Origin of the sequence: Streptomyces sp. NPDC001194, from assembly GCF_042896985.1 — a bacterium.
In the GTDB taxonomy this organism is placed as follows: domain Bacteria; phylum Actinomycetota; class Actinomycetes; order Streptomycetales; family Streptomycetaceae; genus Streptomyces.
Genome location: NZ_JBIAXU010000002.1, coordinates 479,607 through 505,327, shown reverse-complemented (window position 1 = coordinate 505,327; position 25,721 = coordinate 479,607). Strand labels below are relative to the sequence as shown.

The 25,721-nt window shown below is 72.5% G+C and carries 21 protein-coding genes; 10 read left to right on the top strand and 11 right to left on the bottom strand.

Translation table 11 applies throughout. The annotated features are described in order from the left end of the window. Positions 1-303 precede the first annotated feature (303 nt). A complete protein-coding gene (gene nadA, locus ACFY1T_RS07005) occupies positions 304-1,491 on the top strand; it encodes a quinolinate synthase NadA (protein WP_390787297.1) in 1,188 nt (395 codons plus the stop codon). A 74-nt stretch (positions 1,492-1,565) separates the two neighbouring features. Here the strand turns inward: nadA and ACFY1T_RS07000 are convergent, their stop codons facing one another. The 3 genes from ACFY1T_RS07000 to ACFY1T_RS06990 all read right to left on the bottom strand — a co-directional run bounded on the left by ACFY1T_RS07000 (position 1,566) and on the right by ACFY1T_RS06990 (position 6,467). Continuing rightward, the gene (locus ACFY1T_RS07000) at positions 1,566-4,709 is read right to left on the bottom strand and encodes an efflux RND transporter permease subunit (protein WP_390787296.1); all 3,144 of its coding nucleotides are present in this window, start codon (positions 4,707-4,709) and stop codon (positions 1,566-1,568) included. Positions 4,710-4,885: 176 nt separating this feature from the next. Beyond that, positions 4,886-5,584: a response regulator transcription factor gene (locus tag ACFY1T_RS06995; RefSeq protein WP_030863474.1), complete on the bottom strand. Its 699-nt coding sequence runs from the start codon at positions 5,582-5,584 to the stop codon at positions 4,886-4,888. A gap of 40 nt (positions 5,585-5,624) precedes the next feature. Further along, entirely contained in the window at positions 5,625-6,467 is an 843-nt protein-coding gene (locus ACFY1T_RS06990; protein ID WP_390787295.1) for an adenosylcobinamide-GDP ribazoletransferase, read from the bottom strand. A gap of 88 nt (positions 6,468-6,555) precedes the next feature. Here ACFY1T_RS06990 and ACFY1T_RS06985 point away from each other — a divergent pair, with 88 nt between their 5' ends. Beyond that, positions 6,556-7,326: a hypothetical protein gene (locus ACFY1T_RS06985; RefSeq protein ID WP_390787294.1), complete on the top strand. Its 771-nt coding sequence runs from the start codon at positions 6,556-6,558 to the stop codon at positions 7,324-7,326. Between the two features lie 59 nt (positions 7,327-7,385). Here ACFY1T_RS06985 and ACFY1T_RS06980 read toward each other — a convergent pair whose 3' ends face one another. Further along, positions 7,386-7,664, bottom strand: a complete 279-nt coding sequence (locus tag ACFY1T_RS06980; protein WP_390787293.1) for a hypothetical protein — start codon at positions 7,662-7,664, stop codon at positions 7,386-7,388. A gap of 13 nt (positions 7,665-7,677) precedes the next feature. Continuing rightward, a complete protein-coding gene (locus tag ACFY1T_RS06975; protein WP_229340323.1) occupies positions 7,678-8,475 on the bottom strand; it encodes a PspA/IM30 family protein in 798 nt (265 codons plus the stop codon). Positions 8,476-8,735: 260 nt separating this feature from the next. On the opposite strand from ACFY1T_RS06975, the gene ACFY1T_RS06970 reads away from it, so the two are divergent. Both ACFY1T_RS06970 and ACFY1T_RS06965 read left to right on the top strand, forming a co-directional pair. Beyond that, complete coding sequence (locus ACFY1T_RS06970) at positions 8,736-9,344, top strand: DUF3043 domain-containing protein (RefSeq protein ID WP_390787292.1); 609 nt, start codon at positions 8,736-8,738, stop codon at positions 9,342-9,344. Positions 9,345-9,394: 50 nt separating this feature from the next. Further along, positions 9,395-10,153 (top strand): class I SAM-dependent methyltransferase, encoded by a 759-nt coding sequence (locus ACFY1T_RS06965; RefSeq protein WP_390787439.1) that lies wholly within the window; start codon positions 9,395-9,397, stop codon positions 10,151-10,153. 74 nt (positions 10,154-10,227) lie between these two features. Here the strand turns inward: ACFY1T_RS06965 and ACFY1T_RS06960 are convergent, their stop codons facing one another. Further along, positions 10,228-10,440: a hypothetical protein gene (locus tag ACFY1T_RS06960; RefSeq protein ID WP_053692955.1), complete on the bottom strand. Its 213-nt coding sequence runs from the start codon at positions 10,438-10,440 to the stop codon at positions 10,228-10,230. A gap of 115 nt (positions 10,441-10,555) precedes the next feature. Here ACFY1T_RS06960 and ACFY1T_RS06955 point away from each other — a divergent pair, with 115 nt between their 5' ends. The 5 genes from ACFY1T_RS06955 (at position 10,556) to ACFY1T_RS06935 (ending at position 16,866) form a co-directional block, all read left to right on the top strand. After that, on the top strand, positions 10,556-11,785 hold the full coding sequence (locus ACFY1T_RS06955; RefSeq protein WP_390787291.1) for a bifunctional adenosylcobinamide kinase/adenosylcobinamide-phosphate guanylyltransferase: 1,230 nt from the start codon (positions 10,556-10,558) through the stop codon (positions 11,783-11,785). Between the two features lie 71 nt (positions 11,786-11,856). Further along, positions 11,857-12,939, top strand: a complete 1,083-nt coding sequence (cobT, locus tag ACFY1T_RS06950) for a nicotinate-nucleotide--dimethylbenzimidazole phosphoribosyltransferase (protein WP_037846144.1) — start codon at positions 11,857-11,859, stop codon at positions 12,937-12,939. Between the two features lie 36 nt (positions 12,940-12,975). Next, positions 12,976-14,877: a phosphatidylglycerol lysyltransferase domain-containing protein gene (locus ACFY1T_RS06945; protein ID WP_390787290.1), complete on the top strand. Its 1,902-nt coding sequence runs from the start codon at positions 12,976-12,978 to the stop codon at positions 14,875-14,877. Then, positions 14,874-15,608 (top strand): hypothetical protein, encoded by a 735-nt coding sequence (locus ACFY1T_RS06940; RefSeq protein ID WP_390787289.1) that lies wholly within the window; start codon positions 14,874-14,876, stop codon positions 15,606-15,608. The genes ACFY1T_RS06945 and ACFY1T_RS06940 overlap by 4 nt, the downstream gene beginning before the upstream one ends. An 85-nt stretch (positions 15,609-15,693) precedes the next feature. Further along, on the top strand, positions 15,694-16,866 hold the full coding sequence (locus ACFY1T_RS06935) for a sensor histidine kinase (RefSeq protein ID WP_390787438.1): 1,173 nt from the start codon (positions 15,694-15,696) through the stop codon (positions 16,864-16,866). Positions 16,867-16,924: 58 nt separating this feature from the next. Here ACFY1T_RS06935 and ACFY1T_RS06930 read toward each other — a convergent pair whose 3' ends face one another. The 5 genes from ACFY1T_RS06930 to ACFY1T_RS06910 all read right to left on the bottom strand — a co-directional run bounded on the left by ACFY1T_RS06930 (position 16,925) and on the right by ACFY1T_RS06910 (position 23,680). Further along, positions 16,925-17,767, bottom strand: a complete 843-nt coding sequence (locus ACFY1T_RS06930; protein WP_390787288.1) for an endo alpha-1,4 polygalactosaminidase — start codon at positions 17,765-17,767, stop codon at positions 16,925-16,927. Continuing rightward, entirely contained in the window at positions 17,764-18,411 is a 648-nt protein-coding gene (locus ACFY1T_RS06925) for a spherulation-specific family 4 protein (protein WP_390787287.1), read from the bottom strand. Before ACFY1T_RS06925 ends, ACFY1T_RS06930 begins: the two co-directional genes overlap by 4 nt. Before the next feature lie 55 nt (positions 18,412-18,466). Further along, on the bottom strand, positions 18,467-20,005 hold the full coding sequence (locus ACFY1T_RS06920) for a hypothetical protein (RefSeq protein ID WP_390787286.1): 1,539 nt from the start codon (positions 20,003-20,005) through the stop codon (positions 18,467-18,469). Then, a complete protein-coding gene (gene pelF / locus ACFY1T_RS06915) occupies positions 20,002-21,543 on the bottom strand; it encodes a GT4 family glycosyltransferase PelF (protein WP_390787285.1) in 1,542 nt (513 codons plus the stop codon). Before pelF ends, ACFY1T_RS06920 begins: the two co-directional genes overlap by 4 nt. Before the next feature lie 106 nt (positions 21,544-21,649). Beyond that, positions 21,650-23,680 (bottom strand): hypothetical protein, encoded by a 2,031-nt coding sequence (locus tag ACFY1T_RS06910; RefSeq protein ID WP_390787284.1) that lies wholly within the window; start codon positions 23,678-23,680, stop codon positions 21,650-21,652. A 346-nt stretch (positions 23,681-24,026) separates the two neighbouring features. Here ACFY1T_RS06910 and ACFY1T_RS06905 point away from each other — a divergent pair, with 346 nt between their 5' ends. Further along, positions 24,027-25,556, top strand: a complete 1,530-nt coding sequence (locus ACFY1T_RS06905; RefSeq protein WP_390787283.1) for a leucyl aminopeptidase — start codon at positions 24,027-24,029, stop codon at positions 25,554-25,556. The last annotated feature ends 165 nt before the right edge of the window (positions 25,557-25,721 follow it).

The following is a 25,721-nucleotide window of genomic DNA, read 5'->3' as shown; positions in this document are numbered from 1 at the left end:
GAAGTGGGCGGCTCCCCACCCAAGGCGGGGAAACGTCGGACTCTTGCCGTCGATGGCAACGAGCGGGGCCGCGGATTCATTCCGGACCCGACGCATGTTTCAGATTTCCATGCTCGCACACCGGCGCGGGGAGGTGGACCTGACGGACCCGGAGCTTCGTTCCGGGCGAATTCGTCACATCGACACTATCGGCATCGTCAAAGTGACGTGAAGCGGCTATCATAGATAACGTCAAATAGACGAGAAGTCGAATCCGACTTCAGGAGCCCTGCTTCGGAAGTCCCTTGTCGCGGAACAGAAAGGGTGCGTGTCGTGACCACCGCCCAGCCTTTGGACGTCCAGCCGACGCCCCTTGCCCTGCTGCTGCTCGGCCGTGAGGCCGACCCCAAGAGCGAGCGCGGGGTGGAGTGCCCCGGCGACCTGCCGTCGCCGTCGGACCCGGACCTGGTCGCGCGCGCCCGCGCGGCCAAGGAGAAGCTCGGGGACAAGGTCTTCATCCTCGGCCACCACTACCAGCGTGACGAGGTGATCGAGTTCGCCGACGTCACCGGCGACTCCTTCAAGCTGGCCAAGGACGCGGCCGCCAAGCCGGAGGCCGAGTACATCGTCTTCTGCGGCGTCCACTTCATGGCGGAGTCCGCGGACATCCTGACCTCCGACGACCAGAAGGTCGTCCTGCCGGACCTGGCCGCCGGCTGTTCGATGGCCGACATGGCCACCGCCGAGCAGGTCGCCGAGTGCTGGGACGTGCTCACCGAGGCCGGCATAGCCGGCGCGACGGTGCCCGTCTCGTACATGAACTCCTCCGCCGACATCAAGGCGTTCACCGGCAAGCACGGCGGCACCATCTGCACCTCCTCCAACGCGAAGAAGGCCCTGGAGTGGGCCTTCGAGCAGGGCGAGAAGGTGCTCTTCCTGCCGGACCAGCACCTGGGCCGCAACACCGCCGTCCGCGACATGGGCATGTCCCTGGACGACTGCGTGCTCTACAACCCGCACAAGCCGAACGGCGGCCTGACCGTCCAGCAGCTGCGCGACGCCAAGATGATCCTGTGGCGCGGCCACTGCTCCGTGCACGGCCGGTTCTCGGTGGACTCGGTCAACGACGTGCGCGCCCGCATCCCCGGCGTGAACGTCCTCGTCCACCCCGAGTGCAAGCACGAGGTCGTCGCGGCCGCGGACTACGTCGGCTCGACCGAATACATCATCAAGGCGCTGGAGGCGGCCCCGGCCGGCTCCAAGTGGGCCATCGGCACCGAGCTGAACCTCGTCCGCCGCCTGGCGAATCGATTCGCCGCGCAGGACAAGGAGGTCGTCTTCCTCGACAAGACGGTCTGCTTCTGCTCGACGATGAACCGCATCGACCTCCCCCACCTGGTGTGGACGCTGGAGTCCCTGGCGGAGGGCAACCTCGTCAACCAGATCCAGGTCGACAAGGAGACGGAGAGCTTCGCGAAGCTCGCCCTGGAGCGCATGCTCGCCCTCCCGTAGCCTGCCCCGCCGTACGCCGAAGGGCCGCCCCCTCGTTCGAGGGAGCGGCCCTTCGGCGTTCGCCGGACCGTACGTCAGACCCTGACCGGGGATTCCTCGTCCGAGGACCCGCCCGGGGCCCGGACCACCGTCAGGCGGGCCGTGCGCCTGGCCTCGCGCTTCGCGCGGCGGCGCTCCTTGCGGAGCTCGATCATCGTGTAGAGGGTCGGCACCAGGAGCAGCGTCAGCAGGGTCGAGCTGACCAGGCCGCCGATCACGACCACCGCGAGCGGCTGCGAGATGAACCCGCCCTCGCCGGTCACGCCGAGCGCCATCGGGAGCAGCGCGAAGATCGTCGCGAGGGCCGTCATGAGGATCGGGCGCAGGCGGTGCCGGCCGCCCTCGATGACGGCCTCGACCACGCCCAGCCCCTGGGCCCGGTACTGGTTGACCAGGTCGATCAGGACGATCGCGTTGGTGACGACGATGCCGATGAGCATCAGCATGCCGATCATCGCGGGGACGCCCAGCGGGGTGCCGGTCACCAGCAGCAGGCCGAGCGCGCCGGTCGCCGCGAACGGGATCGACACCAGCAGGATCAGCGGCTGGACCAGCGACCGGAACGTCGCCACGAGCAGCATGAACACGATCGCGATGGCCGCGAGCATGGCCAGGCCCAGGGAGGCGAACGCGTCGTCCTGGTCGGAGGAGACACCGCCGATGACGGCCGTGGCCCCGTCGGGCAGGTCCAGCGCCTTGATCTTCGTCTGGAGCTCGGCGCCGATGGCGCCGGTGTTGTCGCCGACCGGCTTCGCCGTGATCGTGGCGGCGCGGGCGCCGTCGATCCGGGTCATCGAGACCGGGCCGGGCACCTCCTTGACCTCGGCGACGTCGCCGAGCCTGACCGGGCCGACGGGGAGCGCCTGCAGTTCGGCCAGGGTGGCGGCCGGGTGCGCGGACTTGATGACGATGTCCCGCTCGGTGTTGTCCAGTACGGCCTTGCCCGCCGGGGTGCCCCGTACGGCCTGGGCGACGATCGCGCCGAGGGCGGCCTGGTTCAGGCCCGCCTCGGCGGCCTTCGGGGTGGCGGTCACCGAGATGCGCGGAACGGACTGGGAGAGGTCGCTCTGCACGTCGGTGACGTCGTCGAGGGTGGCCACCTCGGCCCGGACCTGCTCGGCGGCCTTGGCGAGGACGTCCGCCTGGCCGGCCTTGACGACCACGCTCAGGTTCTGGCTGCCGAAGCCGCCGCCCGCCGAGATGCTGGTGTCGCCGATGCCGTCGAGCTTGCCGAGGGCGTCCTCGATGCGCTTCTTGACGCCCTCGGAGTCGCCGGAGTCCTCCAGGGTCACCTGGTACGAGGCCTGGTTGGAGCCCGTACCGCCGCCGAAGGCGGCCAGGAAGCCGGAGGAGCCGACGGTGACCTGGTAGTCCTTGACGCCCTTGACCTCGGTCAGGGTCTTCTCGACCCGCCGGGCGGCGGCGTCGGAGGCGCTCAGCGAGGTGCCCGGGGGCAGCTGCTGCTTGACCGTCAGGACGCTCTGCTCGCCCTGGTCGAAGAAGTTGGTCTTCAGCAGGGGCGCCATCCCGAAGGTGGCGACGAGGACGACGACCGCGACGGCCAGGGTGGCGATCCGGCGCCGCGTGACCAGGCCCAGGGTGCGCACGTAGAAGCCCTGGAGGCGGCTCTTGGCCTCCTTCTCCTCGGCCTCGCGCCGCGCCTTCGCCACGCTCTCGGCATTCGCCGGGTCGACGCCCTTCGGGGCGCGCAGGAACCAGTACGAGAGCACCGGGACGACCGTCAGGGAGACGATCAGCGAGGCCAGCAGGGCGGCGGCGACGGTGAGGGAGAACGGGCCGAAGAACTCGCCGACCATGCCGCCGACGAAGCCGATCGGCAGGAAGACGGCGACGGTGGTGAGCGTGGAGGAGGTGACCGCGCCTGCGACCTCCTTGACGGCGGCGACGATCGCCGCCTCGCGCTCCTCGCCGTAGCCGAGGTGGCGCTTGATGTTCTCCAGCACCACGATCGAGTCGTCGACGACGCGGCCGATGGCGATGGTGAGGGCGCCGAGGGTCAGCATGTTGAGCGACAGGTCGCGCGTCCACAGCACGATCAGCGCGAGGACCACGGACAGCGGGATGGAGACCGCGGTGACCAGCGTGGAACGCAGCGAGGCCAGGAAGACCAGGATCACGATCACCGCGAAGAGCAGGCCGAGCAGGCCCTCGGTGGTGAGGCCGGAGATGGACTTGGCGACGGGCGGCCCCTGGTCGCTGACGACGGTCAGCTCGGCGCCGGCACCGAGTGCGGAGCGCAGCTCGGGCAGCTTGTCCTGGACGGCGTCGGAGATCGCCACCGCGCTGCCGTCCTTGTCCATGGTGAGGACGAGGGCGAGGCTGGGCTTGCCGTTGGTGCGGGTCAGGGAGACGGCCTTGGCGGGCTCCTGCGTGACGGTGGCGACGTCGGCCAGGCGCACGGCCGGCTTGCCGGGGCCGGTGCTCAGGCGCAGGTCCTGGAGCTGGGCGAGGGAGGTGTAGCCGCCGCCGACGCGGACGGTCCGGTTCTTGCCGGCCTCGTCGAAGGAGCCGGCGGGGACGGTGGCGCCGCCCGCCTGGAGGGCCTGGGCGAGGGCGGCGCCGTCGAGGCCGGCCGCCGCGAGCTTGGCGTTGTCGGGGGTGACGGCGACCTGGAGGTCCTGGACCCCGTCGACGCTGACCTGGCCGACGCCCTCGATGTCCTCGAGGACGGGGACGACGGAGCGGCTGAGCTGGTCGGCGAGTGCCTGCTGGTCCTTGTCCGAGGTGACGGCGAGGACGACGGTCGGGATGTCGTCGGTGGAGCCGGCCACGACCTGCGGGTCCACCTCGGCGGGCAGCCGTACGCGGGCCCGGTTCACGGCCTGCTGGACGTCGGCGACGAGCTGCTTGGTGCCCTCGTCGCCGTAGTCGAACTTGGCCATGATGAGGGCGTTGCCCTCGCTGGCGGTGGAGGTGATGCCGGTGATGCCGTCGACGCCCTTGAGGGTGGCCTCGATCGGTTCGATGACCTGCTTCTCCACCACGTCGGGCGAGGCGCCCTGGTAGGGCGCGAGCACGGACACCATCGGCAGTTCGATGGACGGCAGCAGCTGCTGCTTGAGCTGCGGGATGGCTATGGCGCCGAAGAGCAGTGCGGTGATCGACACGAGGCCGATCAGCGCTCTTTGGGCCAGGCTGAAGCGGGACAGCCAGGACATGGGTGGGATCTCTCTGCAGTGGCGTGCGCGGGGCGGGGCCTGAAGGCCGCCGGCCTTCAGCCTTCCGTACGCCGGGGCGGCGCTGCGTCGCCCCCAGGTGCCGCGTCCTTATCTATGGCATACCGCGTCCGCAGTACACGCCCGTACTCCGCGCCCGCGCCCCCGCCGGACACGCCCTAGTCGGCCCGGGGCCGGACCAGTCCCGATTCGTAGGCGACGACCACCAGTTGGGCCCGGTCGCGGGCGCCCAGCTTGGCCATGGCCCGGTTCACGTGGGTCTTGACGGTGAGCGGGCTGACTTCGAGCCGTCCGGCGATCTCGTCGTTGGACAGGCCCGCGGCGACGTGGACGAGCACCTCGCGCTCGCGGACGGTCAGTGCGGCGAGCCGCTCGGCGTGCGCGGCGGGGGCTGCGGGGTCGGCGCCGCCGCCCTGGGCGAGGAAGGTGGCGATGAGCCCTTTGGTGGCGGCCGGGGAGAGCAGCGCCTCTCCGGCGGCGGCGACGCGGATGGCGTTGAGGAGCTCGTCGGGCTCGGCTCCCTTGCCGAGGAAACCGGAGGCGCCGGCCCGCAGGGACTGGACGACGTACTCGTCGACCTCGAAGGTCGTCAGCATGACGACGCGGACGGCGGCGAGTTCCGGATCGGCGCTGATCATGCGGGTGGCGGCGAGCCCGTCGGTGCCGGGCATCCGGATGTCCATGAGGACGACGTCGGGCCGGGTCTCGCGGGCGAGCGCGCAGGCCTGGGCGCCGTCGGAGGCCTCCGCGACGACCTCCATGTCGGGCTCGGAGTCGACCAGCACCTTGAACGCGCTGCGGAGCAGGGCCTGGTCGTCGGCGAGCAGCACCCTGATGGTCGTCGGCGTCTCTTCCACGCCCCGCACCCTACGCGGTCCCCTCGCGGGCCAGGGAGTGTCAGCCGAGGGCCAGGACCGCGAGGGCCGTGGTCCCCGCGATCTCGGCGAGGGCGCCGAACACGTCCCCCGTGACCCCGTCGAAGCGGCGTACGCACCGCCGGAGCAGGAGCTCCGCCGCGCCCAGGGCGATCAGGACCGCGCCCGCGCACTGGACGGCGGCGCCGGGCCCCACCGGCAGGGCGGCCACCCCGGCCGCGGCGGCCACCAGTGCGGCGATCCCTGCGGCCGAGCGCTTGGGGAGCACCCCGGCGACCGCGGCCCCCAGCCCCTCGAGGCGGGCCGGCGGCACGCCGTCACGGGCGGCCACCGTCATGGCCAGCCGGGCGGTGACGGCCGCGATGACCGTCGCCAGGGCCCCGTGCACCCAGCTCTCGGCGTAGAGGTCCGACAGCGCCCCGGCCTGGACCAGCAGCACCAGCAGCAGCGCCACCACCCCGAAGGGGCCGATGTCGGACTGCTTCATGATCCGCAGCGCCGCCTCGGCGGGCTTCGCGCTGCCCAGCCCGTCGGCGGTGTCGGCGAGCCCGTCGAGGTGCAGCCCCCGCGTCAGGGCGGCCGGTACGGCGACGGTGACGGCCGCCGCGAGCAGCGGGCCGCCGCCCAGGACCAGCAGCAGGACTCCGGGCACGGCCGCGAGCACGCCCACGACGAGCCCGGCGAGCGGCGCGCAGGCCATGCCGGTGCGGGCCGCGGGCCGGTCCCAGCGGGTGATGCGGGCGGGCAGCACGGTGAGCGTGCCGAACGCGAAGCGCACGCCGTCGCGCAGCGAGGCGCGCTCGTCGGGCGGCGTCAGCGGCGGCTCGGCCGGCTCGGGGGGCTGGTTGTCGTACGAATCTTTCATCGGCGCGAACGCTACCCGCTCACCGCGGACGGTAAATTGCCGCATACGGGGAAAATAGGAAAGCTGCCACAACAGGGGAGCCGACGATATGGGTCACTGGTGGTACCGGAACATCGTCGAGCCGGGCAAACTCCCGCTCCTCCTCGCCCTGCTCTCGTTCGTCCTGTCGTTCCTGATCACCCGTGTGATCACGCGGATGATCCGGGCGGGACGGGGGCCCTTCAAGAACATCACCCCGGGCGGCGTGCACATCCACCACGTGGTGCCCGGCGTCATCCTCGTGGTCATCGGCGGCTTCGGGGCCGTCGGCAGCGGCCGGCACGGTTTCGGCGCCATGCTCTCCGCCGTGATCTTCGGTCTGGGCGCGGGCCTCGTACTCGACGAGTTCGCGCTGATCCTGCACCTCGACGACGTCTACTGGAGCGAGCAGGGCCGCAAGAGCGTCGAGATCGTCGTCCTGACCGCCGCGCTGGTGGCGCTGGTGCTGGGCGGGTTCCTGCCGTTCGGTGTCAACGACCTGACCTCCGAGGAGCGGCAGAGCCGCGGGCTGATCATCATGAACACCGCCACCAACTTCTTCCTGGCCCTGATCGCCCTGTGGAAGGGCAAGGCCCGCACCGCCCTCTTCGGCACGGTCATCCCCTTCCTGGCGCTGATCGGGGCGATCCGGCTGGCCCGGCCCGGCTCCCCCTACGCGAAGAGGTTCTACGCGAAACGTCCACGGGCCCGCGCCAAGGCCAATCTGCGCGCCTTCCACCACGACCGGCGCTGGGCGATCCCGCGCCGCAAGTTCGAGAACTTCATCGGCGGGACCCCCGACCCGGAGCGGGCACAGATCTCGAAGTCCACGAAGCACTGAAGACGACGGCGCCCGGCCGGGCCCCCGAAGGGGCCGGGCCGGGCGCCGTCACGTCATGATCAGCCCGGGATCAGGCCGTCGTCGCTGAGCATCTCCCTGACCTCGTCGAGCGAGGCGTCCGGCGCGGGGAGGATCAGCTCGGACGGCTCCAGGGCATCGTCCGGCAGCGGCGCGCCGAGCCGCCGTACGGCGTCGAGCAGCGCGCCCAGCGTGCGCCGGAAGCCCTCCTCGTCACCGCTCTCCATCTCCGCGAGCAGCTCGTCGTCCAGCTTGTTGAGCTCGGCGAAGTGGCCGTCGGCCACCTCCACCTGACCTTCCCCCATGATGCGGACAATCATGACGGACCCCGTCCTACTGCTTGTCGAAGCGGTGCTGGGTCTGCGAAGGCTGCTGGGCGTTGCCCTGGGCACCGCCCTCGATGGCCTGCTGCTGCGCCGAGGGCCCGCCGGCCAGCTCGGCCTTCATCCGCTGGAGCTCCAGCTCCACGTCCGTACCGCCCGAGAGGCGGTCCAGCTCGGCCTGGATGTCGTCCTTGGAGCCGAGGCCGCTCTGGTCGTCGAGGGCGCCGGAGGCCAGCAGCTCGTCGATCGCGCCGGCCCGCGCCTGGAGCTGGGCCGTCTTGTCCTCGGCCCGCTGGATGGCCAGGCCGACGTCGCTCATCTCCTCGGAGATGCCGGAGAAGGACTCCGCGATGCGGGTCTGCGCCTGCGCCGCCGTGTACGTCGCCTTGATGGTCTCCTTCTTGGTGCGGAAGGCGTCCACCTTGGCCTGCAGGCGCTGCGCGGCCAGCGTCAGCTTCTCCTCCTCGCCCTGGAGGGTCTGGTGCTGCACCTCCAGGTCGCTGACCTGCTGCTGCAGCGAGGCGCGCCGGGACAGGGCCTCGCGGGCCAGGTCCTCGCGACCCAGGGCGAGGGCCTTGCGGCCCTGGTCCTCCAGCTTGGCGGACTGGCCCTGGAGCTGGTTGAGCTGCAGCTCGAGGCGCTTGCGGGAGGTCGCCACGTCGGCGACGCCGCGGCGCACCTTCTGCAGCAGCTCCAGCTGCTTCTGGTACGAGTAGTCGAGGGTCTCGCGCGGGTCCTCGGCCCGGTCCAGGGCCTTGTTCGCCTTCGCGCGGAAGATCATCCCCATACGCTTCATGACACCGCTCATGGGCTTCGCGCGCCCCCTTCTAGACGGACTGTGCTCCAGGTCACCGACAGGACCCACAGTACGGGCCCTGTCTCCATTACCGCACTGTTCCTGTACGGATGCGCTCCTCCTCCAGGACGAGTCCACGCCGCCCGTGTCAGGCGTAGGGAGTAGGTGCTCCCCCGAGCGCGACCGCGTCACGAACCCTGCACAGGGAAGACGCCCGCCGTTGCCGGATCGTTCCCCGGCAGAGTGGGGTACCCGGCCGCGACCACGTAGGCTTGGGTTTTGTGTTTGGTAGCCGTTCCTCCAAGGAAGAGAAGGCCGCCGCCACCGACAAGGTGAGCGCCGACCTCTCGCAGCCCCGTGACCCGCAGGCCCCCAAGGGCCGCCCGACGCCGAAGCGTGCTGTGGCCCAGTCGCAGCGCAAGGCCGTCGTGGCATCGACCGGCAATCGCAAGGAGGATGCAAAGCGCGCCCGCGAGCGCCGTCGCGAAGAGATGGCCAGGCAGCGCGAGGCCCTCGCCAACGGCGACCAGCGTTACCTGCCGGCCCGCGACAAGGGCCCCGTGCGCAAGTTCGTCCGCGACTACGTGGACTCCCGCTTCTCCGTCGCCGAGATGTTCCTGCCGCTGGCAGTGGTCATCCTGGTGCTGAGCATGGTGCGGGTTCCGTCCATCCAGAACATCGCCCTGCTGCTGTGGCTCGCCGTGATCGCGCTGATCCTCGTCGACTCCGTGGGCCTCGGCTTCCGCCTGAGCAAGGCCCTCTCCCAGCGCTTCCCCGACGAGCCGCGCCGCGGCGCGGTGGCGTACGGCCTGATGCGCACCCTCCAGATGCGCCGGCTGCGCCTGCCGAAGCCGCAGGTCAAGCGCGGGGAACGGCCCTGAGCGGAGGCAAGCCCGGAGCGTCGGGGGACGGCTTCGCGCCGGGAGCCAGGCTGTGGCTCGAGGGACTGGGCGGACTGCGCAACGCCGTCCGCCAGGAACTCGTGGGCCGACAGGTCGACGAACAGATCGCGCACCGCTTCCCGGTCGGGCAGCGGCTGCGCGTCCTCGACGTCGGCATGGGCCAGGGCACCCAGGCGCTGCGTCTCGCCCGCGCCGGGCACAAGGTCACCGGACTCGAGCAGGATCCCGCGATGCTCGCCGTCGCCCAGGAGGCGCTGGCGGCCGAGCCCGCCGGGATCCAGGACCGCGTCGAGCTCCTGGAGGGCGACGGCCGCGAGACCGGCGCCCACTTCCTGCCGGGCAGCTTCGACGTGGTGCTCTGCCACGGCGTGCTGATGTACGTGCCCGAACCGGACGCGATGCTGGCCGGGCTGGCCCGGATGCTGGCGCCCGGCGGCCTGCTGTCCCTGCTGGTGCGCAACGGCGACGCCCTCGCCATGCGGCCCGGCCTGGGCGCCGACTGGTCGGCCGCGCTGGCCGCCTTCGACACCGTCGACTACACGAACCGGCTGGGCCTGGACGTACGGGCCGACCGGCTGGCGGGGCTCACGGCCACGCTGTCCGGGATCGGCGCCCCGCTGTCGGCCTGGTACGGCGTGCGCGTCTTCACCGACGGCACCGAGGCCGGCGAGACGCTGCCCCCGGACGAGGAGCTGGAGCGGCTGCTGGCCGCCGAGGACCGCGCCGGGCGGACCGATCCGTACCGCGGGGTCGCCGCGCTGCTGCACCTGTGCGGCGTACGGGGCTGACCCGCCCCGCCACGCCACGCACGGAAGCCCGGACCCCCGCGGGGGTCCGGGCTTCTCGCGTCAGAGGCTGCCGCTCAGGCGTCCAGCGCCGCGCGCAGGCTCATCGTGTACAGCTCGGTGCCGTTGTCGTCGGACAGCTTCACCGTCTCGGTGCCGCCGTCCAGCAGCTCCTTCCACACCTCGCCGATCCACGACTCCGCGTCGCCCTGCGTGGTGAACTCCTCCGGCTCGACCGCCGGGCTGGTCTCGGTACCGTCGGCCGTCTCGAACCGCCACGTCCACGCCATGTCCGCCTCCGTTGCTCGTCCGCTGCTCGCACGCGTTCCGCACGCATCTCTGCTTGAGTCTGCCCGCAGAGTAGCCGGGCGCGCACCAGTCTCGGGGACGCGGGAGGATCTTCCTGTGGAACTCACTCTGCTCGGCACCGGCACACCCGAGGGACTGCCCCGTCCCGGCTGTCCCTGCGCGGCCTGCGCGCTCTCCGTGGGCGCCCGGGCGCGCGCCGCGACCTCCCTGCTCGTCGACGGTGCGCTGCTGCTCGACCTGACCCCCGGGGCGGTGCTGGCCGGCGCCCGCGCGGGGCACTCCCTGGCCGGCGTACGGCAGGTCCTGCTCACCCATCCGCACGACGGACCGCCGGTGGAGCTGCCCCCGGGGCTGCCGGCCGCCGGGCGGGTGCCGGACGGGCGGGAGCTCGCGGTGATCAGCGGGCACCGGGTGCGGGCGGTGCCGATGGACGCGCCGGGCACCGGGTACGAGGTGACCGGCCCGGACGGCAGCCGGCTGCTGTACCTCCCGCCCGGCGGGGCACCTGCGGGCTGGGGGTCCCCCCGGACGGAGTCCGGGGGAGGTGCCGTCGGGCAGCGCCCGTACGACATGGTGCTCGCGGACGTGCTGGGCCGGCCGGAGACGCTGGCCCGGCTGCGGGCGAGCGGCGCCGCCGGGCCGACCACGGACGTGATCGCGGTGCACCTGGACCACGACGTCCCGCCGGGCCGGGAGCTGGAGCGCCGGTGCGCGGCGGCCGGTGCGCGGGCGGTGCCGGACGGGACGACGGTGACCGTCGGCGAATACCACGCGGTGCCGGACCTGCCGCGCCGGACGCTGGTGCTCGGCGGGGCCCGTTCCGGGAAGTCCGTCGAGGCGGAGCGGCGCCTGGCCGGCTTCCCCGAGGTGGAGTACGTGGCCACCGGCGGCTCCCGGGACGGCGACGCGGAGTGGGCGGCGCGGGTCGGCCTGCACCGCGAGCGGCGGCCGGCGAGCTGGCGGACGCTGGAGACCTGCGAGCTGGCGCCGCTGCTGGTGGAGGGAGGGCCGCCGCTGCTGATCGACTGTCTGGCGCTGTGGCTGACGGACGCGATGGACCGGGCCGGCGCCTGGGACGACGCGGTCTGGGCGGCGCGGGGTCAGAAGGAGCTGCGGGAGCGGATCGCGGAGCTGGTGGCGGCGGTGCGGGCGACCCGCCGGACGGTGGTGGCGGTCAGCAACGAGGTGGGCTCGGGGATCGTTCCCGCGACCGCTTCCGGGCGGCGCTTCCGCGACGAACTGGGGCGCCTGAACAGCCTGGTGGCGGGCGAGTGCGAGCACGTCCTGCTGGTGGTGGCCGGGCAGGCGGCGGTCTTGAAGGAGTGACCGCGCGCCCCGTCCCGCGAGGTCGCGGGACGGGGCTTGGGGAGGGCCTCACCGGCTGTACGCTCTGGCAGATGACCACGCTGAATCTCGACGACTTCTCCGATCTGATCGAGCGCCCCGACGGGGGCGTCCGGCGTGACGCCGAGGAACGCCGTGAACGGCTGGCCGTGCCGGCCGGGGCGCTGGGGCGGCTCGACGAGCTCGCCGAGTGGCTCGCCGCCGCCCAGGGCCGGGTGCCCGTCCGGCCGATCGAGCGGCCCCGCGTCGTGCTGTTCGCCGCCGACCACGGGATCGCCGCCGCGGGGGTGTCCGCCCGGACCGCCGGCGGCGCGCACGAGCTGGTGCGTTCGGTGCTCGACGGGAACAGCCCGGTGTCGATCCTCGCCGGGCGTCTGGGCGCCGGCGTACGGATCGTGGACGCCGGTCTGGACTGCGAGCCGGGGCTGCTGCCCGAGGACGTGGTCCGCCACCGGGTGCGCCGCGGCAGCGGGCGCATCGACGTCGAGGACGCGCTCACGATCGAGGAGGCCGACGCGGCCCTGCGGCTCGGCATGCGGATCGCCGACGAGGAGGCGGACTCCGGTACCGACCTGGTGATCCTGGGCGACTTGAGCGTCGGTGGAACCACGGTCGCGGCGACGCTCGTCGCGGCCCTGTGCGGAACCGATGCCTCCGTGGTCACCGGCCGCGGCGGGCGGCCCATCGACGACCTGACCTGGATGCGAAAGTGCGCGGCGATCCGCGACGCGCTGCGCCGGGCCCGCCCGGTCCTCGGCGACCAGGTGGCCCTCCTCTCGGCGGTCGGCGGCGCGGACGTGGCCGCGATCACCGGCTTCCTGCTCCAGTGCGCGGTACGCCGTACTCCGGTCATCCTCGACGGGGTCGTTTCCGCAGCTTGCGGGCTCGTGGCCCAGCGTGCGGCGTTCCGCGCCCCCGACTGGTGGCTGGCCGGGCAGGCCAGTGGCGAGCCGGGCCAGACGAAGGCCCTGGACCGGATGGCACTCAACCCCGTGCTCGACCACGGCGTCACTGTGGGAGAAGGTACCGGGGCATTGCTGGCTCTCCCCCTGGTCCAGGCGGCGGCCGCACTCGCGGCGCAGCTCCCGGAGCAGGCCGCGCAGGAGCCGGACGAGCCGGAGCAGCCGAAGGACTGAGCGCCCGGTCGGCGGCGCCCCATATGATCGCGTTTCATGGGAGAGGCCCGCTTGACCAGCGCAGACATCGACCGGACCACCGCACCGGCCGCCAAGGCGGCACAGGGGTCCGGCAAGGACACGAACAGCAGGAAAGACGACAGGAAGGACGAAGGGGGCGGCCGGGAGACCGGCCGGGGATCCGCCCGCTCGCGGCGCGGCGCCGCGTTCGCGGTCTGGTACCTGCGCGCCGTCACCTTCGTCAACTTCCTCAGCGCGGTGTGGCTTTCGCTCGGCCAGGACCTGCGCCGGCACAACACCGCAGACTTCTACACCCCGTACCTGCTCACCGCGGGCTTCGCGTCCGGCATGTTCTCGCTGCTGCTCGCGGTCACCATGGGCCGCCGCAAACGGGCCGCCTGGATCCTGAACCTGGTGCTCGGCGGAATGCTGCTGCTGGCCTTCGCCACCGCGGCCTTCGCCCCGTGCACCAGCGGTGACTTCAACCTCTGCTACCCGGAGTTCCGCGACCACACCCAGAACTGGGTCTCGCTCGCCCTGACCGCGGGCTTCGTCGGCGCCCTGGTGCTCGGCCGCCGCGAGTTCTACGCCAAGGGCGACCGCTCCAACCCGAAGCTGGCCACCGCGGTCGGCGCCGTCGGCCTGCTGTGCACCTCGCTGCTCGCCGCGCTGATCGTCGGCGCCGCCAACACCGACCCGGACGCCGCCGAGGCCACGTTCCTGGCCCGCTGGCGGTACGGCGTGATGCGGCTGATCACCCTGGAGCCCAACGCCCGCGACTACGCCGCGATCACCACGCCCGGCTGGGTGGACATCGTGATCAACGTCATGTCGACGCTGCTCCTGATCGCCGTGCTGCTCGCCGCCTTCCGTTCGCGCCGCGCCGTCGACCCCCTCACCCCCGAGGACGAGGAGAAGCTGCGCGCGCTGCTCGCCAAGCAGGGCGACCGCGACTCGCTCGGCTACTTCGCGCTGCGCCGCGAGAAGTCCGTCATCTGGTCCCCCACCGGCAAGGCGGCCGTCACGTACCGCGTCGTCGGCGGGGTCTCGCTGGCCTCCGGCGACCCGATCGGCGACCCCGAGGCCTGGCCGGGCGCCATCGAGCCCTGGCTGGCCGAGGCCCGCGAACACGGCTGGGTGCCGGCCGTCATGGGCGCGAGCGAGGAAGCCGGGCAGATCTACGCCCGCCACGGACTGGACGCGCTGGAGCTGGGCGACGAAGCCATCGTCGAGACCGACGAGTTCACGCTGGAGGGCCGCGCCATGCGGACCGTCCGGCAGGCCTACAACCGCGTCAAGCGCGCCGGCTACACCGTCCGCATCCGCCGCCACTGCGACATCCCGGCCGAGGAGATGGCCGTGCTCCTCACCCGCGCCGACGACTGGCGCGACGGCGCGACCGAGCGCGGCTTCTCCATGGCGCTGGGCCGACTGGGCGACCCCGGCGACGGCCAGTGCGTGATGCTGGAGTGCACCGACGGCAACGGCGATCTGCGCGCCGTCCTGTCCTTCGTGCCGTGGGGCCCCAAGGGCCTGTCCCTGGACCTGATGCGCCGCGACCGCGACTCCGAGAACGGACTGATGGAGTTCATGGTCATCGAACTCCTCGAGCGCTCCAAGGAGATCGGCGTCACACAGGTCTCGCTCAACTTCGCGATGTTCCGTTCCGTCTTCGAGCGGGGGTCCAAGCTCGGCGCGGGTCCGGTGCTGCGCATGTGGCGCTCGCTGCTGAGCTTCTTCTCCCGCTGGTGGCAGATCGAGTCCCTCTACCGGGCCAACGCCAAATACCGGCCGATCTGGGAGCCGCGGTTCATGCTCTTCGAGAAGAGCTCCGACCTGCTGCGGATCGGTATCGCGGCGGGCCGGGCCGAGGGCTTCCTGGAGGCTCCCGGTCTGCCGAAGTGGCTGAACCGCAAACATCTGGAGACCAATCGTTGACGGCTTGGACGACCACCCCCCTGCGGCGGTTCGCCCGCCGCGAGTGGGGGCCCCTGTTCTGGACCGTCCGGGACGCCCTGGTCCGCGACAAGTGGCGGGCGGCCCCGATGACCCTGGGGGCCGTCTGCCTGACCTCGGTCTTCCAGATCGTCCAGAACACGTCCTGGGGGTTCCAGCCGGTCCAGAACCTCGGATCGGTGAAAGCCGTCGACCCGCTGTGGCTGGCCGTGCTGCGCACCCCGCTGTCCCTGTTCGTCCCCGCCCTCGACCTGCCCGTGTGGGGGGCCCTCGCCCAGATCCTGCTGGTCTTCGGGATCTCGGAGATCTGCATCGGCTGGTGGCGCACGCTGGTCATCGGCTACGTCGCCACCCTCGCCGGGACCACGTACGCGCGGATCGGTCTCTCCCTGGGCGCCGACCACCCCTTCGGCCTGCCGCTGTCCGACCGCGTCGTCAACGACACCGGGCCCTCGGCGGCGGTGGTCGGCCTGGCGATCTACGTGTGCTGGCGGTACCGGGCGTACCTGACCGGCGCCCTCGTGATCGTGGTGATGATCGGCGAGGTGCTGGTCAAGGACAACCTGGCCGGCAAGGAGCACCTCGCGGCCATCGCGGCCGTCATGGCGGTGTGCGTGGTCCGCGCCAAGTGGGGCCCGGAGCGCTCCCGCGTCCCCCTCGGCCGGCGCCCGCCCCCGGCGCCCCCGCTGCCCCCGCAGCGGCCGGGCACCTGACGGGCTTGCCCGCCCCGGCGCGGGCAAGCCGTACCGTATCGGGGTGACGACAGACCTCGGGCCGTTCGCCCCCACCCGGCACTGGATGCGGTCCCATCCGCTGGCCACCGATGCCGTGCTCGCGCTCGGGGCGCTCGTCTCCATGGTCGTCGGCTCCTTCGCCGATCCCCACGGTCCGCACGGGCCCACCTTCGGGACCCAGACCCCCGAGCCGCTCTCCCTGCTCCTGATGGTGCTGGGCGCGGCCGCGCTGGTCTTCCGCCGCCGGCACACGCGCACCGTGCTCGCCGTGACCATCGGGCTGTGCCTGCTGGAGCTGACCACCGGCGAGCCCCGGGCACCCGTCGCCATGTCCACGGTGATCGCCCTGTACACCCTGGCCTCCCGTACCGACCGGCCCACCACCTGGCGCATCGCCCTGCTCACGATGGCGGGGCTGACGGGCGTGGCCATGCTGGCCGGTCCGCTGCCCTGGTACGCCCAGGAGAACATCGGCATCTTCGCCTGGACCGGGATGGCCGCGGCCGCCGGCGACGCCGTGCGCAGCCGGCGGGCGTTCATCGACGCCATACGGGAGCGGGCCGAACGGGCCGAGCGGACCCGCGAGGAGGAGGCCCGGCGCCGGGTCGCCGAGGAGCGGCTGCGGATCGCGCGGGACCTGCACGACGTGGTGGCCCACCACATCGCCCTGGTCAACGTGCAGGCGGGGGTGGCCGCGCACGTCATGGACAAGCGTCCCGACCAGGCCAAGGAGGCCCTGGCCCACGTACGGGACGCGAGCCGCTCGGCGCTGAACGAACTGCGGGCCACCGTCGGACTGCTGCGGCAGTCCGGCGATCCCGAGGCACCGACCGAACCGGCGCCTGGGCTGGCCGTCCTGGACGAGCTGGTGGGCACCTTCCGGCACGCCGGGCTGCCGGTGAAGGTGATGGTCGAGCTGGGCCGGGACGGGGACCCGCTGCCGGCGGCCGTGGACCTGGCGGCGTACCGGGTGATCCAGGAGGCCCTGACCAATGTGCGCAAGCACGCCGGGCCGGAGGTCCGGGCCGAGGTCAGCGTGGTCCGGGTCGGAGCCTCGGTCGAGGTGACCGTGCTGGACGACGGGGGCGCCGCCGCGGCCGGGGAGGACGAGGGCGCGGGCGGCGGCCACGGGCTGCTCGGCATGCGCGAGCGGGCGACGGCGCTGGGCGGCTCCTGCTTCGCCGGGCCCCGCTTCGGCGGCGGCTACCGCGTGCACGCCGTCCTCCCGGTGACCTAGCGGGTCCAGGACGTCCTGCCGGTCGTGCCCGGCTCGCGGGGGCCGGTCGTCCGGGACTTCAGCCCTGCGGTGTGCAGTACTGCCGCCAGGCGTCCAGGTCGTACTTCTTCTGCATCGAGCTGAGCTTCAGCCGCCGTGACTGCGGGCACCACTGGCCGATCCGGCCCTCGTACTCCACGTGGAAGACGGCCTTGCCCGCCGCGATGAACGGGGTGAGCCGCTCGCACTCGTCGTACTCGGCGCACTGCTCGTTGACGGCGAAGTCGAACTCCCCCACCAGCTGCGGGATCTGGTCGAGGTCGTTCTTCAGCCCGACCGCCAGCCCCCGGTCGTGCGCCAGCTTCGCGATCAGCCGGTTGTACGCCAGCTGGTCCTCCGCGGTGAGCGGGAACCCGGTCGAGTTGCGGTAGCCGTCCATGTTGTCCGGCTCCACCGCGTCGAAGCCCTTCTCCCGGCACATGTCGAACCGTTTCGCCATCAGCGGCTCCAGCTCGGCGAGCCGCCGGATGTCCAGCCAGCGCTCTCCGTCCCAGCCGTTGCCCGCGCCGAGCAGTGCCTTCGGGAAGGCGCCGGCGTCAGGGCGGAACTCCTCCCAGGCACCTGCGGACACGTAGCAGATGGTCCGCCGGCCCGCCTTCTTCAGGGCGCCGACCTGCGCCTTGGTGGTGGTGAACCCGTCGACGTCGTACACCGCCGCCTTCACCGAGGTGTCCAGCTTCCCGGTGAGCTGCCACTGCCAGCTGACCGCCGGTACGGGCTGCCAGCGCTGCCCCGGCGCCGGGGCGGGCGCCACGTCCCGCGGCTCCGGAGGCGCCTCGGTGGTGCATGCGGCCAGCAGGAGCAGCAGGAGCAGCGGCAGGACCCGGCCGCCGCGGACCGCGCCGCGCGGCGAAGGGGTCATCCGGCGGCCTCCAGCGCGTACGGGAGGGTCCCCCACGGGTGCGCTCCGATGCCGGGGACCGCGCAGTGCACCCCGGCCCCCCGCTGCCGGGCGAGCTCGGCGGCGGGCGCACCCGGCGGGACCGCGTACACGAGGTGGCAGAACCGCTGGGCGGGGTGGTCGGCCGTCCACGGCGGCACCGAGGCGTCCCGGTAGGCGTCCCAGGGGCCCTCGAAGGTGACCAGCAGATCGGCGAGTGCGGCGTAGTCGGGGTGCGGGTGGACCCCGTGGTTGAGGACGAGGGTCCGGGCGCCGGCGGCCCGGGCGGCGACGCCGAGCCGCCCGTAGTGCGAGAGCAGCGCCGGGTCGGCGGAGGCCTGGTCGAGGAAGGCCCCGTCGGCGCCGTACCAGTCGCGGTGGCGCAGCAGGTCCTGCACCACGGCGGAGTGCGGGCGCCGACCGTAGTCGGTGTCGGTGTACCCGAGGACGGGCACCCCGGCGTCGCGCAGCCGCTGCGCGACGGCGGCGAACCGCTCGTCGGGGGCCTCGCCCGGCCCGCTGGCCGGATTGAGGACCACGGAGTGCAGCCGGCCGGCGGAGCGGATCAGCAGTTCCCAGTCCTCGGGCCGGTCGGCGGGATGCTCGTAGAGGGGCACCAGCAGCATGAGCACCTTCTTCCTTCTTGTACGGGGGTCACGGGGTACGGGTGAGGTGATCTGCTCAGCGGTGGGCCGTCGCGCGCCCCAGCAGCAGGCAGACGAGCGCGCCCAGCACGGCCGCCGCCGCGCCCGCCACCACGAGCTGGACCAGCCGCGGCTGCCCCACCCCCAGCAGCAGCGCCAGGCTCTGGGCGAGCGCCGCCGAGGCACAGACCACGGCGGCGGGCCGGACCGCCCCGAAGGACTGGAGCAGCAGCCCGGTCCACATCACGGCGCCGAGCAGCAGCAGGGTCGAGGCCCTGATCCCGGTCAGGCCGGGGGCGCCCGGCCAGAGCAGGGTGCCGGCCAGCCCCAGGGCCAGCAGCACCGCCAGGTACGCGGCGAGGCAGCGGCCCAGCGTGCCGAGCATCCGCAGCCAGAACTGCCGGGGCGAGCGGGCCGCCCGCAGACCGGCCAGGCTCCCGCTGCGGAACCGGTGCAGCAGCCATTCGGCGGGACCCATGCTGAGGGTGAGCGCCACCGCCGAGGGGGCGGCGACGGCCTCGGCGGGCCCCCCGGCGAGCACCTCCCCCAGGGCGGCGTACAGCACCAGCAGGCCGGTGCCGAGGCCGAACATCCCGTACGGCACCGAGTCCCCGATCCGGGGTCCGCGCGGGCCGTGGTCCTCCTCGGCGCCGCGCAGCATCCGCCAGCGCACGGGACCCTCGCCGGGCCGGTGGCCGGCCCAGCCCCGGATCCGGCGCAGGCCGGCCCGTACGCCCCGGGCCACCGGCAGCTCCCGTACGGCGAGGGTGCAGGCGGCCAGCAGGGACACCGCCAGCAGCCCCACCCGTACGGGCACGGGCAGGTCGGTGAAGAGCGCGAGCAGCGCCCCCGCGGCCATCGGCCCGAGCGCGGCGAGCAGCACCCGCTCCCGGCCGAGGACCAGCAGCACGGTGGCCGCGCCGACGTACAGGGCCTGGCCGGCGGCGAACGCGTAGCTGAACGGCGGCCCGCCGGGCACGGTCAGGGCGGCGGCGATGCCGAGCAGGGCCCCGACGGGGGCCCCGACGAGCAGGGTCCGCCCGGCCGCGGCCCGGTCGCCGAGGCCCAGCCAGGTGTAGGCGCGGTGGGACAGGGTCTGGTCCCACACCCAGCCGATGAGCGCCCCGGCGAGCAGGGTCAGCGTCCCGGCGGGGAGCCCGAGCCGGTCCTTGGGGCCCTCCAGCAGGGGAGCGCCCAGGACGTAGGCGAGGCCGGGCAGCGCGAAGACGAACCCGCGCAGCAGGCAGGCGGTGAGGGAGACCTTCCAGGGGTCGGGGACGTGCTCCGGTTCCGGGAAGGCCCGGGGCACCCGGGCGTAGAGCTCCTCGGCCAGGCCGAAGGAGTCGTGGCGGCCGTAGGTGAGCCGGATGTGCTCGTCGGTCATCCCGTCGGATTCGAGGACGGCGGCGATCTCGTCCGGGTGTACGGCCGCCGCGATCAACCCGTCGAGGCGTTCGGCGAGTTGGTCCATCGGGTCGCCTGCCGGGCCGGGCTCCCCCGGCCGGGCGTGGCGGGGCCGGGGGATGGCGGGGAGGGTGTCCCCGCCGGGTACGCGCAGCCAGAGGGATCCGCTCACCACAGGCTCCCGTCGGCTGCGAGCTCCCGGTACCAGGGGTCGGCGAGCCGCTGCGTCCAGTCGTCGCCCGCGTGGACGGGAAGGACGGGCTGGCCGGCGAGTTCGCGGTAGATGTGCCGGAAGCCGTCCACGGACTGGTGGAGCGTGAACTTCTCGACGACCCGTTTGCGGGAGCGGCGGCCCAGCTCGGCCCGGCGTTCGTCGTCGCGGAGCAGGGCGAGGGTGGCGCGGGCCATGGTCTCCGGTTCGCGCGGCGGGACCACGAGCCCGGTGTCGCCGACGGCCTCGCGCACCCCGCCGACGTCGGTGGAGACGGTGGTGCGGCCGCAGGACATGGCCTCGATGATGCTGAAGGGGAAACCCTCGCTGATGCTGGAGAGCATGACGACGCTGCCCGCCGCGTAGGCCCGCGCGACCTGCTGGACGCGGCCCTCGTACGAGATCCCGTCGGCCACGCCCAGTTCGGCGCCGAGCGCCTCCAGGCGCACCTTGTACTCCTCGCAGCCGGCCGGGACCGGGCCGAACAGGCGCAGCCTGAGGGCCGGCAGCTCCTCGCGCATGAACGCGTAGGCCCGGATGAGGGTTTCGAGGTCCTTGATCGGGTCGATGCGCCCGCACCAGCTGAGGGTGGGCACCTCGGGTTCGGGTCCGGCGTCGGGGAAGGCGTACGGGTCGACGCCGTTGTAGACCGTGCGGATGCGGTCGGGGGCGGCGCCGCCGCGCTCCTCCCAGCGGCGGTTGTACTGGTTGCACGGGGTGATGAGGTCGGCCTGCCGGTAGCCCTCCGTGTTGAGCTCGCGGTAGAAGCCGAGCAGCAGGGCCTTGACGGGCCAGCGCTGCTGCGCGGTGCGGTAGCCGAGGTAGCGCTCGCGCAGGTAGATGCCGTGCTCGGTGAGGAGGAAGGGCACTTTGTCGAGGTACTTGGCGGCGAGGGCCGGGAGGGTGGCGAGACCGCTGCTGACCGCGTGCGCGACGCTGTCGGGCGGGATCCGTACGGAAAGCGGCCGCAGCGCGTGCTCGATCAGGTCGGTGGCGGTGAGCGCGTCGTGGATGGTGGGCTCGGCGGCGGCGGTGAGGAAGCCGGGCCGGGTCCACACGGCCATCAGCAGGCGCAGGACCGTTTCGGAGCGCAGTGCCGCGGCGAGGCGGCCGGCCCGGGCGAGGACGGCGAGTTCGTGCAGGGCTTCGGAGAAGCCGCCGCGGTCGGGGGCGCCCCCGGCGGTGGCCGGGGGAGGGTCGAGCAGGGAGAGCAGGAAGGTTTCGTACGCTGCCGTGAACCGGCGGTGCGCCTTGCCCCGCAGGGCCGGGCGGCGGCCGCGGCCGGGCACCGGTCCCCAGAGCGGGACGGCGGTGTGCCGGTACACGTTGCGGGGCAGCTCCCACGTGACCGGTTCACGTCCGGAGCCGGTCAGGGCTATGACGTTGAAGTCGACCTCCGGCATCCCGCGGACCAGTTGGTCGCACCAGGTGCTGACTCCCCCGTGGACGTGCGGATAGGTGCCTTCGGTGAGCATGGTGACGTGACGCCCATGACTCATGTGCTGTGTCCCCCCAGGACGGAAAAAGGGGCCGGCGCCCGTGTGCGGAGCGCCGGCGCCGGGTGGTGCCGGATGACGGAGCCGGGCGGTGTGGGCCGGGCAGTGGTCAGCTGGGCAGCTTGAGGGTGACCGCGTTCTGCATCAGCTCGGGTGCGGTCCAGGCCGAGCGGCTGCCCGCGTAGGCGGTGCCGAAGTCGGCGGTGCCCAGCAGGAGCTGCTTCTTGGTGCCCGTGGGAGCGGTCACCGGGGCGACGACTCCGGAGGGCGCCTTGACGGTGACGTCCTTGCCGATGCGGTAGGCGGTCACCTGGTTGTTGGCGACGGCCTTGTCCCAGGCGGCCCGGCGGCTGAGCTCGACTCCGGTGTCCTTCATGCTCTGGTTCACGATCGGGGCGCTGGGCGCGTAGAGCGCGCGGTAGGTGTCGAGGACCTGGTTGAGCACCGGGTAGAGGGTGCGGTCCTCGGCGAGGTTGGACTGGTGGACGTAGTGCGGACGCGGGTCGTTGGCCAGGACGTGGCGCAGGGCGGTGCGCGCCTCGGTCGGGACGATGTAGTCGAGGTAGCCGGTGGCGGTGTTCAGCGGGGCCGGCAGGCAGGTGGAGGTCGCCGGGTTGTCCTCGCAGGTGCCGCTGCCGCCCTGGGCGCGGCTGGTGTAGATCCAGTTGTACTCGTCGGCCATCTCCGCGTTGGTGCCCGTGTTGTAGTACACGTTCATCGGGTAGCGCGGGACGGTCAGGGCGGCGCCGACGGCGCGCTGCGCGGGCTCGCGCGAGCTGTCGCTGCCGGCCCACTTGACCCCGTTGTCTGCGAGGGCTCCCGCCAGGTTGGGGTTGTCCTGGGCCTGCTGCGGCAGGGTCTTGAGGCCGGAGTGCTCGCCGGTGACGAGCTCGGTGCGGTCGGTGGTGATGCCCTTGGCGGCGGCCCAGTTGTTGTTGTCGCGGATCTGGGCGGAGATGTCGGCCCGGCTCATCCAGTTGACGGCGCCCGCCGCGTTCTTCGTGCAGGTCCACGGGACGACGGCGGTGTCCTGGACGCAGCCGAGGAAGGGGTGGGTGTAGGTGTGGTTCATCCAGCGGTACTTGGCCCGGTCCGCGACCAGTTGCGCCGTGAGGGCGTCGGTCCCGCCGTTCTCGGTCTTCCACTCCTCGCCGGCGCCGGCGTTGAAGAGGAGGTCGAGCTTGAAGTTCTTGCTCGTCTGCCACTGCGCCGCGTACTGGGCGTCGGCGGCGCTCATCCGGATCGTGCTCTCCTTGCCCTCGCCGCCCGGGCAGGCGTAGTCGCCGGGCGTGCAGTTGAGCTCCTTGCTCCAGCGGGCGTCCGGGGCGAAGACGTCGTCGACGTGGACCGCGAAGTAGTTGCGCTCCTGGCCGAGGTGGATCCCCTGGGTGAGCCAGTCGACGATGCCGCGGGCGAGCAGCCGGAACTGCTGCTGGTACTGGTTGTAGCCGAAGGTGACGACGAGTTCGCTGCGCCCGTCGTGGGCGTACTCGCCGACGAGCGAGGCCCGTCCGCCGGCGACCGGTGCGTCGAGGTAGCTGGTGTAGCCGGCCCGCGGCTTGCCCATGAACCCGTAGCTCTCCGGGACCAGGGCGGAGTTGTCCTCGAAGGCGACCTGGCCGCCGAGGTAGTTGAAGGGGCCGGCCTTGCCGGCGGCGGTGACGGCGGCCTGCGTGCCGTCGAGCTGCCCGCTGTAGCCGCCGTTGTCGGTGTACTCGAGGCCGACGCCCGGGTGGGCCCAGGTGTAGGCGTCGACCTGGCGGATGCCGTACGTGGTCTCGTAGGCGCTGAGCGCGGCCATCTCGGCCGAGCCCTCGCCGAACGGGTTCTCGTTCGGCAGCACGACGCCCTGGTACTTGGCGCGCGGCCGTCCGTCGACGGTGTCGGAGAGGAACCCGGCGTTGATCACCGGGCGCCCGGCGCTGCCCAGGAGGACCCGGGTGTACGGCACTCCGGTGTCCCGGAGCTCCGCGGTGATGGCGTCGACCGAGCTGCCGCCGTCGTCGACGACGAGCACCTTCAGGTCGATGCGCGGTGGTGTCACGGCCGCGTGCGCGGTCGCGGCCGGCAGTGCCACGGACATCAGCGCTGCCACCCCCATTGCGGCGGCAGCCCTGTTCATCCGGTTCTTGTTGACCATTTCGGCCTTTCCCCCCGCAGGCATCACTCGACTACGGCCCCATGGCGGTCAGCCGGGCCGAGGAGGCTCTGTGGAAATCATGCAAAGGGACCCCGCGTCCCCTTGCGAGAGTGGGTCGAGTCTCTCGGACCTCGTCAGGTCTGAGGGGCAAACCTGGTGCGGAAACCACGGATGGGTGAATCTCCCGGCGTCTCGATCGAACAACTTGCCAAACCTTCGAGTGCCGTGCGGACCAGCCGGTACGCGTAGGCTCATTTCTGGCGGCCGTCGGGCCGGAATACGATCGCTGCGGATGGCCGGCCACCCACTCGGCCCACAACACAAACGGAAGCGAGACTTCACCACCGTGACTGCTCTGACTCTCAGCACTGCCGGCGCGGCGACGCTGCGCGCCGACGCCCTCGTGGTCGGCGTGGCGAAGGGCCCCAAGGGCCCGGTCGTCGCCGCGGGCGCCGAGGCCGTGGACAAGGCGTACGACGGAAAGCTCGCCGCCGTGCTCGACGCACTCGGCGCCTCGGGCGCCGAAGGCGAGACCACCAAGCTGCCGGCGCCGGACGGCCTGAAGGTCCCGGTCGTGCTGGCGGTCGGACTCGGCTCGGTCCCCGAGAAGGACGAGTCGTACGACGAGGAGGCCCTGCGCCGCGCCGCCGGCGCGGCCGCCCGTGCGCTCCACGGCACCAAGAAGGCCGCCTTCGCCCTCCCGCTGGAGGACGCCTCCGCCGTCACGGCCGTCGCCGAGGGCGCGCTGCTGGGCGCGTACGCCTTCACCGCCTACCAGGGCGGCGAGAAGAAGGCCGGCAAGAACGACGGCCCGAAGCAGCCGCTCGCCGAGGTGGTCCTGCTGGGCGCCAAGCCGCGCGACAAGGCCCACAAGGCCGCCGTCGAGCGCGCCTCGGTCGTCGCGACCGAGGTCAACATCGCCCGCGACCTGATCAACACCCCGCCGAACGACCTCACCCCCGAGGCCTTCGCCGCCGTCGCGTCCGCGACCGCCAAGGAGCACGGGATCAAGGTCCAGGTCCTGGACGAGAAGGCGCTCACCAAGGGCGGCTACGGCGGCATCATGGGCGTCGGCAAGGGCTCCGAGAACCCGCCGCGCCTGGTGAAGATCGCCTACACCCACCCCGACGCGGAGAAGCACCTCGCCTTCGTCGGCAAGGGCATCACCTACGACTCGGGCGGCATCTCGCTGAAGCCGGCCGGCCACAACGAGACGATGAAGTGCGACATGTCCGGCGCCGCCGCCGTGTTCGCCTCCGTCGTGGCCGTGGCCAAGCTGGGCCTCCCGGTCAACGTCACCGGCTGGCTCGCGCTCGCCGAGAACATGCCCTCCGGCTCCGCCACCCGCCCCGGCGACGTGCTGCGCATGTACAGCGGCAAGACCGTCGAGGTCCTGAACACCGACGCCGAGGGCCGCCTGGTCCTGGGCGACGCCCTGACGAAGGCCTCCGAGGAGAACCCGGACGCGATCGTCGACGTCGCGACCCTGACCGGCGCCATGGTGCTGGCGCTCGGCGACCGGACCTTCGGGATCATGGCCAACGACGACGCCTTCCGCACCTCGATCCACGAGATCGCCGAGGAGGTCGGCGAGGCCTCCTGGCCGATGCCGCTCCCCGCCGACCTGCGCAAGACCATGGACTCCCCCACCGCCGACATCGCGAACATGGGTGTCCGCATGGGCGGCGGCCTGGTGGCCGGCCTCTTCCTGCAGGAGTTCGTCGGCGAGGGCATCACCTGGGCCCACCTCGACATCGCGGGCCCGGCCTTCCACGAGGGCGCCCCGTACGGCTACACCCCCAAGGGCGGCACGGGCTCCGCCGTGCGCACCCTGGTGCGGCTGGCCGAGCGCACCGCCACCGGCGACCTGGGCTGACCCGGCCCGGAGGGCGCCGGGGCGTAGCCCCGCAACCCCGCATGTGACATGTCTCAAGCCTTGATCGGCCACTCGATCAAGGCTTGAGGCGTGTTCACTGACAACGAAATCCGTAGGTTTCTACGCACTGGTAACCCTTACTTCGGGCAGAACGACCTGCCACAT

What these genes read in the sequence shown, in the direction of transcription:
- ACFY1T_RS06945 (WP_390787290.1), top strand. Translation starts at nt 12,976, where the DNA reads ATGGGAGAGGCCCGCTTGACCAGCGCAGACATCGACCGGACCACCGCA.
- ACFY1T_RS06960 (WP_053692955.1), bottom strand. Translation starts at nt 10,440, where the DNA reads ATGGCGTGGACGTGGCGGTTCGAGACGGCCGACGGTACCGAGACCAGC.
- cobT (WP_037846144.1), top strand. Translation starts at nt 11,857, where the DNA reads ATGACCACGCTGAATCTCGACGACTTCTCCGATCTGATCGAGCGCCCC.
- ACFY1T_RS06935 (WP_390787438.1), top strand. Translation starts at nt 15,694, where the DNA reads ATGCGGTCCCATCCGCTGGCCACCGATGCCGTGCTCGCGCTCGGGGCG.
- pelF (WP_390787285.1), bottom strand. Translation starts at nt 21,543, where the DNA reads ATGAGTCATGGGCGTCACGTCACCATGCTCACCGAAGGCACCTATCCG.
- ACFY1T_RS06930 (WP_390787288.1), bottom strand. Translation starts at nt 17,767, where the DNA reads ATGACCCCTTCGCCGCGCGGCGCGGTCCGCGGCGGCCGGGTCCTGCCG.
- ACFY1T_RS06910 (WP_390787284.1), bottom strand. Translation starts at nt 23,680, where the DNA reads ATGGTCAACAAGAACCGGATGAACAGGGCTGCCGCCGCAATGGGGGTG.
- ACFY1T_RS06925 (WP_390787287.1), bottom strand. Translation starts at nt 18,411, where the DNA reads ATGCTGCTGGTGCCCCTCTACGAGCATCCCGCCGACCGGCCCGAGGAC.
- ACFY1T_RS07000 (WP_390787296.1), bottom strand. Translation starts at nt 4,709, where the DNA reads ATGTCCTGGCTGTCCCGCTTCAGCCTGGCCCAAAGAGCGCTGATCGGC.
- ACFY1T_RS06975 (WP_229340323.1), bottom strand. Translation starts at nt 8,475, where the DNA reads ATGAGCGGTGTCATGAAGCGTATGGGGATGATCTTCCGCGCGAAGGCG.
- ACFY1T_RS06990 (WP_390787295.1), bottom strand. Translation starts at nt 6,467, where the DNA reads ATGAAAGATTCGTACGACAACCAGCCCCCCGAGCCGGCCGAGCCGCCG.
- ACFY1T_RS06980 (WP_390787293.1), bottom strand. Translation starts at nt 7,664, where the DNA reads ATGATTGTCCGCATCATGGGGGAAGGTCAGGTGGAGGTGGCCGACGGC.
- ACFY1T_RS06985 (WP_390787294.1), top strand. Translation starts at nt 6,556, where the DNA reads ATGGGTCACTGGTGGTACCGGAACATCGTCGAGCCGGGCAAACTCCCG.